This is a genomic window from Acetobacter orleanensis (assembly GCF_001581005.1).
Lineage (GTDB): Bacteria > Pseudomonadota > Alphaproteobacteria > Acetobacterales > Acetobacteraceae > Acetobacter > Acetobacter orleanensis.
The window spans coordinates 91,561-103,251 of record NZ_LHZV01000062.1 but is presented as its reverse complement, the minus strand read 5'-3'; the positions used below and the strand labels follow the sequence as shown (position 1 = coordinate 103,251).

Below are 11,691 nucleotides of genomic sequence, written 5' to 3'. Positions count from 1 at the left end.
GATCAGCCCCCACCATCCGTATCCGAGGTCAGCATCACCGCCTTCAGGGCAAATGCTCCGTGCGTCACCACCTTTTCCCCTGCTGAAAGCCCGGCAGTTATCGCTAACTGCCCCATGCTCGCAGCGCCAACATGCACGTCCCGTGGCCGGAACTGGTTGGGGCCGATGGGCACAAACACGGTGCTGACACCATTGATCTCGGTCACCGCACTTTCGGGGACAATGATGCCCGTTGTCTTTTCCCGCATTGGTAAGTGTGTCGTCAGGAACATCCCCGGACGCAGGGACCCATTGGAATTAGGGGCCTGACTGATAACGCGCACGAGCCCTGTCGCCGGGTCTGCAAGGTCACTGACAGATGTGACCTTCGACACCAGTTGGGTCGCCCCGGTGTCCGAGGCAAGCTCGGTCGTCTGGTCACCGCCCTTCACCACCTGTGCGGCGTCCTGCGGCAGGATGTCGGACGCAATCCATACCGAGGACATATCTGTCAGCCTCAACAGCTCCGTTGTGGGTGAAATGTCATCTGCAACACCGACAGACACGGCCTGCACTTCCGCCGTTGCAGGCGCAATAATAGCGGATGTTTCATCCAGTGGGCTTGTCTGGGCCTTATCTGATTCCGTGACGGAATTGTACTCTTCTTCAAGCTGATGTTTGAGCGTATCGACATCGGCCTGTCGGGCAACAACATCGTCTTTTGCCGCCTGAAATGCGGCTTGCCTGCGTTTGGTTTCCCCAGCGGGCACAGTCGTGCCTTCCAGTTCACGCCCCCGGCGATAGGCGGACGCCGCATTCTGAGAAGCGGCCTGAGCCGTCATCAGTCCAGCCCGCGCTCTCGTCATTTCAAGACGCACCAGATGCAGTGAATGATTCTGATAGGTAAGAAGAGTCTCTCCCTTGCGCACGTGCTGACCGGGGACAACAGCAACGCTTAAAACTTTACCCGACCCAGCCGGGTGAATGCTGACAACATGCCCGGCTTCCGCCATGACGGTTCCCATCGCGTTGAGGCTTTTTCCGAGCGTGCCGCTCGTCGCGACCGCGATAGCCAGAGCAGCGTTCTTCTGCGCGGCTTCTCCCATCATGATCACCGGCGCATCTTCAGCAGCCGATACAGGTCTCTCACTAATGCTAAAAACAAGAGCAGAACACAGTAAATATCTCCAGTTCTTCCTGAAGACGGGTGAGAAAGTCACTGGAGTTCTCCTGCGGCGTACAATATCCTGACACGGGCAAACGGACTGCCTTAGAACGCGCACTCTAGCAGTTAAAACTGACAACTCCCTGAACGGCAGCACCGCACATCTCGCCGAGGCTCCCAGAGAATAATAAACCGTATCAGGCAGCAGAAATGAGTGGGAACCAGTGCCAAAACCCCTGACTAGGGGAGAGGCTGATTTTTCCTGTTCCACCATCCGCCACCAAGTGCCTGAAAAAGCCCTGCCGTATCAGACAACCGGGCTGACTGGGCCTGCACCACGGCCAGACGCGCCTGCATTTCTCCCTGTTCGGCAGTCAGAACCAGCAATGTGCTTTCGTCCCCATATCGTTGCCCTGTACGCGCAAAACTGAGTGCGCGCCGCGCCTGATCATCCGCCTTCACGCTCGTGGCCAGTGTCTCCGCATCGTTATGGATTGCATGGAGCGCATCGGAAACATTCTGCACAGCAAGAACGACGGTGCTGCGATAGTCCTCCGCTGCCTTCCGGTATGTTGCACGCGCGCCGCGTTCTTGGTGCAGCAACGTAAAGCCGTCAAAGAGCGGCTGCGTGATCATGGACGCCAGCGTCCATGCCCCATAACCGGGCGTTGCAAGCTGGCTGAAGCGGTTGAAGGCCAGTCCGGGTGTCGCAATCAGATTAATGTCCGGCAGGCGGGCCGCAACAGCAATCCCGATCTGTGCGCTCGCGGCGCGGACCGTTTCCTCCGCCGCACGGATATCCGGCCGCTGGTCTATCAAATTCAACGGCAGGGAAACTGGCAGATCGGTTGGCAGATGAAAGTCGGTCAGCCGGAAATCCGGTAACGAAACATCGGACCCATCCCCGGAAAGAGCCGCGATCAAGTCATGCTGAACAGCCAATTGCTGATGCAGCGGGGGCAGCGCCTGTTCCGCCTGAGCCAGCAGCAGGCGCTGCGGCGCGACGTCGCGTTCGCCCATATCACCGAAGCGTGCCTGTTGTTCATTGATGGCCAGAATGGCGCGGGCTGACGCAATCGTCCCTTCCGTTGCCTCAATCTGTCCACGGATCGCGGCATACTGGATTGCCGCAACGACCAGATTGCTGGTGAGCGACAGATACGCCGCTTCCAACTGGAAGCGCGCAAGGGCACGTTGCGCCGCGCTGGCTTCAATCTGCCTACGGATACCGCCCCAGACGTCGGGCATGTAGGAAATATTCAACTGTAATGTATGCAGATTATACAGGTAGCTATTGAACCCCTGAACGCCCATCCCCTGCGAGATCTTGTTCCGCGTCGGGTTGAAGGACCCGCTGATATTCGGCCACAAGGCCCCCTTCTGCGCCGCAACATCCTCCTGTGCCGCCATAAGGGCTTGATGAGCGGAAGCCAGATTAGGGCTATGAGCGATTGCGTGTGTCACCAACCCGTTCAGCGCCGCACAGTGGAACAATTCCCACCACTGGGCCGAAATATCCTGCCCCGGCAGGAATGATTGTCTGGCTCCGGCTGGACCAGCGGCACCCGTGGTCATGGTGGGTGCCGCGTTACCCGGCGCGTACGCATTATCAACAGGGAGTGCCGGACGATGATAGTCTGGACCAACGCTACAGCCCGCAAGTGCTGTCACCGCAACCGCCATGAGGATGCGACGCAGGGGGGACGCAGACCGTCTCATAATCCGCTCTCCGCAACATCCCGGCTGGCGCGTCGCCTCTCCAAGAGGGATTCCAGTTCAAAATAATAGGTCGGCAGGATGAACAGGGTCAGGATGGTGGCAATCCCGAGCCCACCAACCACGACAGTCGCCAGACCGCGCTGGACATCGGTGCCGATCCCTGTGGCAAGAGCTGCCGGAAGCATGCCGACGCTGGCGACGGTCGCCGTCATCAGCACAGGGCGGAAACGCTGCCCCGCACCGTCAAGAACGGCCGTGCGCAGAGGTTCTCCATCGGCGCGAAGGCGATTGAAGTTCGAGACCATGATAATGCCGTTCTGGATCGCAACCCCAAACAGCGCAATAAAGCCGACCGCAGTCGCAATATTCAGCGTTTCACCCCGTGCATGAAGGGCAATCAGCCCGCCGAGGGTTGCCATCGGCACCACAGCCAGAACCAGCACCGCCTGCCGCAACCTGCCAAACTGGCAGAACAGCAGGACGAGCATGACGGCAAACATCACCCCCAGCGCCACGGTCAGCCGAGCCTGAGCCCGCTGCGCCTGCTCGAACGTCCCGGCCCATTCCATACTATAAGCGGATGGGTCGTACTTTACCTGCGCTGCAATACGCGCCTGCGCATCCGCCAGATATTGGGACAGAGGCCTTTGCCCGTTATCGAGCCGAATTGTAATCTGGCGCTGGTTGCGTTCATGCGCGATGGTGCCTTCCCCCGTGCGCAGTGACACATTCGCCACCACACCCAGCGGAATACGCGCCCCCGATGGCGTGCTGAGCGGCAACTGGCGGATAACATCCAGATTACTGTTGAGAGCACGCGGCATATGCACGGTCATGTTATAGACGCGGTCGGCAACATAGACGCTGGACACAGGTCCATCGCCGATCATGTTCCCCACCACCGCCAAGATGTCCGTACCTGCCAGACCATATCGCGCGGCTTCCTTGCGATTGACCTCTACATCAAGCTCCGGTGAGGGCGGTTCTTGGAAGATTGAGGCCGCTGCCGTGCCGGGAACCTGACGCATGATCTCGACAACCTTGGTACCAATCCGCCGCAACTCGTGAAAATCATCACCATAGATGCGCAAAACCAATGGCGAATGAGCGCCGCCCACCAGATCATTCATATTATCGGCAATCGGCTGGCTGATGCCAAAACTGATACCGGGAATGGCGGCAAGGCGTGTGCGCAGGCGGGCCACAAACTGGGCCTTGGTTTCCCCATGCGGCCATTGAGCATAGGGGCGCAGGCCAACCGGCACCTCGATGTGCGAGGGTGTCCACTGATCGGTACCGGAATCACTGCGGCCAAGCTGCGTGACAGCGAAGCTTGTTTCCGGAAAAGAGCGAATGGCGGCACGTATTTCATCCGCCATGGCGCTCGCACGCTCGAGTGACAGACCCGAGGGCAGTTGCACCTGAATCCACAACGCGCCTTCGTCCAGATCCGGCAGAAACTCCCGCCCAGCCGAAGCCCCGAGCCAGATTGTCAGCGCGAAGGCAATCAGCCCGCCAGCATAGGCCAGCAAGGGCCGGTCCAGACTATACGCCAGCAACCGATGATAGGTATGATGCAGCCATTCCAACGGACGATTACGAAAGAGACGATGCGGCTTGCGCAAAGCCAGAAACGCCAGTGAGGGCGTGAGCGTCATCGCGCAAAGCAGCGCCCCCAGCAGCGCGAAACTGACAGTAAAGGCCATGGGGCGGAACAGCTTGCCCGACGCGCCCTCGAAAGCAAACAACGGGGCGTAGGCAATGATGATGATCAGGGTGGCAAAAAAGATCGCCCGTGCCAGCGTGTCCATAATCTCAAGAACATCGCTCGGGACCAGCACCTTGTCTGGATGCTCCTCGCGCAGACGCAGCACGGCTTCAGCCACCACAATCGCGCCATCCACAATCACGCCGAAATCGATTGCCCCCAGAGAGAAGAGATTGGCGGGCATATGGAGTGCTGTCATCAGCACGAACAGCGTCGCCAAAGACAGCGGAATGGTGACAGCCGCAACAATCGCGCTGCGCGGACTGCCCAGAAACAGCACCAGCACAACAAAGACCAGCCCCATGCCTTCCAGCACTGTATGGGCCACCTTGTCTGTAGTCGCGCGCACCAGATTATCGCGGTCGATATAGGGCACAATGCGCGCGCCGTGCCGTGCAAGCCGCTGATTAAGCCGGTCAACCCGCGCGTGGACTGCGGCCAGAACCTGTGAGGGGTTCTGGCCTGTCAGGGTCGCGACAATCCCTTCCAGAGTATCGGCATTTCCGTCCATACCCAGAATACCCTGCCGCACCTGATGCCCGAACTGCATCTGGCCGAGATCACGGATAAAAACCGGCCTGCCATCCTGCTGCGTAACGCCGATATCCCCCATGTCAGCCAGCGTGTGCACCATATCAATACCGCGTACGATATAGGACTGGTCTCCGCGCGTGACACGATCCCCACCCACGTTGATATTGTTGTTTTTCAGGGCGGTCAGAACATCGTTGATCCCGATATTATACTTGTTCAGCGCATCGGGATCGAGCAGGAGCTGATATTCCTTGGTAAAGCCGCCGAAATTACTTACCGAGGCCACACCGGGGATCTGCATGAGTGCCGGGACGACAACCCAGTTCTGAATATCGGAAAGCTGCATCAGGTTCAGGCTGTCCGATTGCAGCGTGTAGCGATAGATCTCACCTGCTGGCCCCGTGACTGGGCCGAGTGTCGGCGTGACACCTGTCGGCAGGTTGGCTTGCGCAATCTGCTCGGCCACGCGCTGACGCGCGAAATAAACGTCCGTCCCATCCCGGAAAATCAGCGTAATAAGGGACAGGCCGAACGTGCTGCTTGAACGACTGTCCATCAGGCCGGGTACGGTCGCCAGCTGGCGCTCCAGCGGGGTGGTGATCTGCTGTTCGACCTCCGCTGCCGCCAACCCGGACACCTGAGTGGTGACCAAGACATTCACCGAGCCCAGATCGGGGTAAGCCTCCACGGAAATATCGCGCCATGCCAGTGCGCCAAAACATGCAAGAACGGCCATGACCGCGAACACAATCCGCCGTTGGCGCAGGCACAACTCAATCAGTCGATCAATCATCGTTCAACAGCACCGCGCCTTGAGTAACCACCCGATCTCCGGCCACCAAACCGCTCCGAACCCGGCTGTCTGCCCCGTCATCCAGCACAACATCGACCACCCGACGGCGGAAGACGTGAGGGCGCACCTCAACAAACACGGTGGTTGCGTCATTATTCATCAGGATCGCCGTTTGTGGGATCGTGATGTCCGGCGCTTGCGGAACTGCGATTGCGACATGGGCATAGAGGTGCGGCACCAATGTGCCATCTGGATTGGCGAGTGTGAAATATGCGCTGCGCCGCCGTGTCTCCGGCTGCATGGACGGCCGCAAACCATTGATAATGCCCGCCAGATGCAGATAAGGCAGAACCGGCACTGTGGCCCTCGCGGCCATACCGGCGCGGACGAGAGACGCCTGATTTTCGGCTAAATCGGCAACAACCCACAGTTCATGCGTATCCACCAGAGTCATCATAACTGTCGTGATGTCGGTCACATTCATGCCAGCCGCGACGGACACCGTATCGATCACCCCATCAATCGGGGCAGTGAGCGTCATCTTCGCTCCCTGAGGGGCCCGACCGCCTGCCGAGGCATCCCGCCCGAGGGCCGCCAAGCGCATGCTCGCCCTATCCAGTTCGGACCGAGCCTGTTCATACTCGGCCCGCGCAGCCTGCAAATCCTTCATCGCGCCGCCGCCAACGCCTACGACATGCTGCGATCGGTCATATTGCTCACGCGCCTGCACCCAAGCTGAACGCGCCTTGTCTTCATCCGCGCTGGCCTGCGCCATATCGCCGGAGATGATGACGGCCAGCACCTGCCCTGCACGAACATGCGCACCCGGAACGACATCCAGCCGTGCGATCCGTCCCGTCAACGGCGGCAATAGAGCGATACTGCGGGCGGGCTCCGCCACGATTTCACCGGGCGCATCAATATCGTACGGACGCGCCCGCACGGTGACAGCATCTACCCGAAGGCGCGACATGAGCGGTGACGCAGGATCAACCGCCAAACTGCCATCCTGCTCACGCTGCACGCTCTGCGCTGTAGAGGTTTCCGGCAGCCCAAGCACAGAAAGAACAATTATCGCGGCAAGGAAAAATCGATGGAGCATGATAATCTGGCGAGAGTTGCAGCACTTCATATTTTATTCATTCATGTAAATTCAGAATATTATTCAATTGACTGAAAAATATACGATGGTTGTTTACAATCATTTCTCTACCAACAGCTTGGACCGCCTGTTTTCCTTTAGAGCAGACCGATAGAACAGCATCGTGCCAGCATTGCCTGCCGCAAGCCCCATCCTTAACCACACAGTCCATGGAGACTGGCTTTTGAATGCTCCGACACATCTGGGAGAAAACCCAATGAAGGGAAGCTGCGTCATAAAATCACATAGCTCATAGTGTCCCGTGCTTCCCCTGCCAGCCAAAGCCAAGTGCTGCTTCCATTACCAGTCGGAACAGAGACCGACGCGCACCCAACGCCTGCCAGTAAAAACGCATAAAAACAACCTTAGACAGAACACGCCCCGCCGCCCGAGAGGGGCCACCGTGAGATCATGAAGGAATTTCGTCGAAACCCTCACTCTCTCGTCCTGCCCGAACAGGAACAGAATTAGAAAGATTTTCGTCCAATACAGAAACACGGTGAAAGCATCATAATGACTAAACTGTTACGCAAACTGCGGCGCATGCGCTTTATTCATAATTTTGTCTCTTACAGCAGCGGCCAACACAGTCGCATTATAGAGGAGCCACCTGACTACACGCTGAACGAGAATACTTTATCAGCCTGCCGGGTTGACCCTTTTGAGGATCATAACGCCGAAACCAACCCGGCTTATGCGGCCGGAAGTCAGACTCTGAGATTGCGACGCGGCGGCGCCAACCCACCCCATGAAGAACAAGCAACGCGGAAGGTTAGCAGAAGGTTAGAAGATATTGGCCAGCCCAATGCTCACGATGGGCCGCGTGATACGGACGAGTGAAGCACCCAACAGAAAAGCTACTTTCTCAGCCCCTCTTTCAAGGTTTTTCGGGCGTCTCACGTACGGAACCTGCGTCGGTCTTCTCCAACTCTTCAATGGACTGATCCACCTCGTCCGTCAGGCGTTGTATTTCTTCTTTACTTTCACCCGAAGAAACCAGTTTTTTTCGGTAATCATAGAATTTCTTAATCAGGTCATCTTTTATCAGCCAGAGCGCATTGAACAGGATTTTTTCTGGCAGAAACAACCGGATAGATGACGGCACCAGTTTCAGCATCCACTGATAAACCGCTTCCATTTTTTCGCGATCATTCAGAACAGCGCCGGCAGCAGCCACAGCGACCATCAGAACGGCTTTATCAAGATAGGGTCGGTATTTTTGCAGAAATCCTCTGGGAATCGCAACTGCGGGTCTATATTTATCCACAACTGTTTTCCCGAGCACGCTGGCCTTCTGACCCACGCCTATTACTCTGGCTTTCAGTTTTCCAAATTTTTTCGGAGTCTCATCCGTCAGCAAAATGGGTTGCGTGTGAGCCCGAGCCTCCTCTGACGTGAGACTCGTTCTATTCGCATCGTCATCCGGCATAACAGATCAATCCTGCACATCATTGAAAAACAACCAGATAAGACTGGTGTCACGCCGACGATACCAGTCAAATGCTTCTGGTTCAAACCACGCCGAAAGCCGTCCTTTTCCACCAGAAAGGGGGCCTATCACAACAGCCTTCGGAAGACGGAATGACCCTTCACTGTGGGGGTTACTCTTTCAAAACCAGCTTTCAGGTGGATGAGCCAGATAGGCCGGGACGGATGAACGCGAACTGCGCACCGCCTTCTTCCTGCATCTTTCCGCGAGCGGGAAAGGCGGCACGACGCTCTGACACTTCCTGCAACAGTGGCAACGCCGTGCTGTCTTCCCGCAAAAGCGCAATCAGAGCTTTGGCGCGCAACACTTCATCATCATTGGCCAGACTGTAGTAAATAGTGCGGGATTCCCTGCGCGGCACAATAATCGCCGCACGGCGCAGAGTGCCTAATTGCTGGCTCAGCGTTGGCTGACCAATGCCGGTCCTGTGCTCCAGTTCACTCACAGCCAGAGCGCCATCAAGCAGAGCGTCCAGAATCATCAACCGCTGGGGTTGGGCGAACAGCTTTAGTCGTTCTACAAGCTGCCGCGCCGTGTCGAATGAGAGAGCTGTCATGCTTTTGCATCCTGTTGCAGCGCCATGAACCACGCAGGTCCGGCGTCAGCCACAGCGTCCTGCGTCTGGGCGGCGGGGCTCACGACATCATCCCCCGGCACCCAGCCTTCAGGGGTCAGCACATCCCCTTCCGCCACACGTTGCAGGGCAGCAAGCAAGCGCAGCAATTCCGTGACGGATCGCCCGACGGTCATGGGATACCACGTAATGGCCCGCACAATGCCGTCCGGGTCAATGACATAGACAGCCCTTACCGTCGCGCTACTTTGCGCGTTAACATCCAGCATGCCATAGGCACGCCCAATGACCATGGAGGGGTCTTCCACCACCGGAAACGGAATCACAACCCCAAACTGCGCCCGGATAGCATCCACCCACGCGAGATGAGACGGTAGGCTATCAATAGATAACCCGACCAGCGCGCAGTTCATGGCCCGAAACTGCGACTCGGCCTTGGCGAAGGCAATAAATTCACTCGTGCACACGGGCGTAAAATCTGCCGGGTGCGAAAACAACATCACCCAGTGGCCGCGTAAGTTGCTTAAAGTCAGGTCGCCCTGCGTGGTCCGCGCCACGAAATCCGGGGCCATATCGCCAATCTTGAGGGGTGGCGGAGCCTGAAAAAGAGGACATGCTTCAAACGTAGGATCGCTCATGCTGCATTCCTTACGCGCGTTCACCGCCTTGACGCAAGATGGTTTCGTATTTAATGAAAATGAAGATACATTTTTAAATTAAATCAGAAACTAACAAGGACGCACCACATGACGGATGCCCCTATTGCCGCAGCCACCACCCAGATTCTGAGTGCTGAGGCTCATCCGGCGCAAAAGCCGGTCGTCAAAACCTTTTTTGATGAGGCGACGTTCACAGCCAGCCACGTTGTGCATGACCCGGAAACAAAGGCCGCCGCCGTGGTGGATAGCGTTCTGGATTATGATGCCGCGTCTGGCCGCACACGCTATGGCTCGGCACAAAAAATTGTCGATTATGTGCGCGAGCTTGGCCTGAAGGTTGAATGGCAACTAGAAACGCATGCTCATGCCGACCATCTTTCAGCCGCCCCGTGGCTGCAAGAACAGATTGGCGGGAAACTAGGTATTGGCGCTGATATTGTCCGTGTGCAGGAGGTTTTTGGCAAAATCTTCAATGCCGGGACCCGCTTTGCACGAGATGGATCTCAGTTTGACCACCTGTTCCGGGATGGCGACCAGTTCCAGATTGGCAATCTGAAAGCCACCGCCTTGCACGTCCCCGGCCACACCCCGGCCGACATGGCCTTTGTAATCGGCGATGCCGCCTTTATTGGCGACACCCTGTTTATGCCGGATTACGGCACAGCCCGCGCGGACTTCCCCGGCGGGGATGCCCGGATGCTGTTCCGCTCCATCCGCCGCCTGTTGACGTTGCCTGAACAGACACGCCTGTTCCTGTGCCATGACTACAAAGCGCCCGGCCGCGACGAATTTGCGTGGGAAACCACCGTTGGGGCGGAACGCGCGCACAACGTCCATGTGCATGATGGCGTGCCGGAAGAAGAGTTTGTTACCATGCGCACCACGCGCGATGCCACGCTCTCTCTCCCCAATCTCATCATGCCCTCTGTACAAATCAACATGCGTGGCGGCCACATGCCGGAACCAGAAGAAAACGGCGTCAGCTACATCAAAATCCCCGTTAACAAGCTCTGAACTCCCACGCCAGACACACCGCCGCTCCCGTTTTTGACCTGAGGCACACCCCGTAAAATGTCAGATCCCCTTTTGCAGACCGGGCTGGAAATTTTTTCCGGCTCACTGGTCGGTTTTACCCTCGGACTCATTGGTGGGGGCGGCTCTATTCTGGCGGTGCCGCTCATGGTTTATCTTGTGGGCGTTGCCAATCCGCACGTAGCTATTGGCACCAGCGCTCTCGCTGTTGCCATCAATGCGCTGGTCGGGCTGGCCCAGCACGCCCGTGCCCGCACTGTTAAATGGCGTTGCGCCGCCGTTTTTGCCTCCTGCGGCGTAGTCGGCGCGTTTATTGGCGCAGCCCTAGGCAAAGCTGTGGATGGCAAAAAGCTTCTGCTCTGTTTTGCCATTCTCATGATTGGCGTGGGCATTCTCATGCTGCGTGGCCGCAAAAATGATGGCTGCCCCGGCGCAAGCTGTAACCGGGATAACGTTGCGAAAGTGGCCGGTTATGGCGCGGGCACCGGGCTACTCTCCGGCTTTTTCGGCATCGGGGGTGGCTTTCTGATTGTACCCGGTCTGGTTGCCTCCACCGGCATGCCGATTCTCAATGCTGTTGGCACCTCACTGGTTGCCGTCGCAGCCTTTGGGCTCAGCACCGCCGCCAGCTATATGGCGTCCGGCTATGTGGACTGGTCTCTGGCCGGGCTGTTCATTCTGGGCGGCGCTCTTGGCAGCCTGCTCGGCACCCGCGTGGCACATTCCATGGCGCAGTCCAAAGGGGCTCTCACCATCTTTTTCGCCTGCGTGATCTTTTGCGTGGCCACTTACATGATCTGGCAGAGTCTCTCTGGCCACTAAGCGGTCAACACTTAAT

Annotated in this window: 11 protein-coding genes; 3 read left to right on the top strand and 8 right to left on the bottom strand. The window is 57.6% G+C overall.

Annotation, left to right across the window (positions count from 1 at the left end):
• Positions 1-2: 2 nt before the first annotated feature.
• From AD949_RS08285 to AD949_RS08270, 4 genes are all read right to left on the bottom strand, one after another.
• Positions 3-1,088 (bottom strand): efflux RND transporter periplasmic adaptor subunit, encoded by a 1,086-nt coding sequence (locus tag AD949_RS08285; protein ID WP_048835953.1) that lies wholly within the window; start codon positions 1,086-1,088, stop codon positions 3-5.
• A 296-nt stretch (positions 1,089-1,384) separates the two neighbouring features.
• Positions 1,385-2,863 carry an efflux transporter outer membrane subunit gene (locus AD949_RS08280; protein WP_048835954.1) on the bottom strand — a complete coding sequence of 493 codons (1,479 nt, stop codon included), beginning with the start codon at positions 2,861-2,863 and terminating at the stop codon, positions 1,385-1,387.
• On the bottom strand, positions 2,860-5,958 hold the full coding sequence (locus tag AD949_RS08275) for an efflux RND transporter permease subunit (RefSeq protein WP_048835955.1): 3,099 nt from the start codon (positions 5,956-5,958) through the stop codon (positions 2,860-2,862). Before AD949_RS08275 ends, AD949_RS08280 begins: the two co-directional genes overlap by 4 nt.
• Positions 5,951-7,060, bottom strand: coding sequence for an efflux RND transporter periplasmic adaptor subunit (locus tag AD949_RS08270; RefSeq protein WP_158319955.1), 1,110 nt, complete (start codon positions 7,058-7,060; stop codon positions 5,951-5,953). The genes AD949_RS08275 and AD949_RS08270 overlap by 8 nt, the downstream gene beginning before the upstream one ends.
• Before the next feature lie 552 nt (positions 7,061-7,612).
• Between AD949_RS08270 and AD949_RS08265 the strand changes: the two genes are divergently transcribed.
• Positions 7,613-7,939, top strand: a complete 327-nt coding sequence (locus tag AD949_RS08265; RefSeq protein WP_048835957.1) for a hypothetical protein — start codon at positions 7,613-7,615, stop codon at positions 7,937-7,939.
• 37 nt (positions 7,940-7,976) lie between these two features.
• Here AD949_RS08265 and AD949_RS08260 read toward each other — a convergent pair whose 3' ends face one another.
• From AD949_RS08260 to AD949_RS08250, 4 genes are all read right to left on the bottom strand, one after another.
• Positions 7,977-8,528: a hypothetical protein gene (locus AD949_RS08260; RefSeq protein WP_048835958.1), complete on the bottom strand. Its 552-nt coding sequence runs from the start codon at positions 8,526-8,528 to the stop codon at positions 7,977-7,979.
• A 6-nt stretch (positions 8,529-8,534) separates the two neighbouring features.
• A complete protein-coding gene (locus AD949_RS14635; RefSeq protein WP_282955672.1) occupies positions 8,535-8,660 on the bottom strand; it encodes a hypothetical protein in 126 nt (41 codons plus the stop codon).
• 61 nt (positions 8,661-8,721) lie between these two features.
• Positions 8,722-9,144: an ArsR/SmtB family transcription factor gene (locus AD949_RS08255; protein ID WP_048835959.1), complete on the bottom strand. Its 423-nt coding sequence runs from the start codon at positions 9,142-9,144 to the stop codon at positions 8,722-8,724.
• Positions 9,141-9,800 carry a peroxiredoxin gene (locus AD949_RS08250; RefSeq protein WP_048835960.1) on the bottom strand — a complete coding sequence of 220 codons (660 nt, stop codon included), beginning with the start codon at positions 9,798-9,800 and terminating at the stop codon, positions 9,141-9,143. Before AD949_RS08250 ends, AD949_RS08255 begins: the two co-directional genes overlap by 4 nt.
• A gap of 108 nt (positions 9,801-9,908) precedes the next feature.
• Here AD949_RS08250 and AD949_RS08245 point away from each other — a divergent pair, with 108 nt between their 5' ends.
• Positions 9,909-10,835, top strand: coding sequence for an MBL fold metallo-hydrolase (locus tag AD949_RS08245; protein WP_048835961.1), 927 nt, complete (start codon positions 9,909-9,911; stop codon positions 10,833-10,835).
• 57 nt (positions 10,836-10,892) lie between these two features.
• On the top strand, positions 10,893-11,675 hold the full coding sequence (locus AD949_RS08240; RefSeq protein WP_048835962.1) for a sulfite exporter TauE/SafE family protein: 783 nt from the start codon (positions 10,893-10,895) through the stop codon (positions 11,673-11,675).
• Positions 11,676-11,691: the final 16 nt, after the last annotated feature.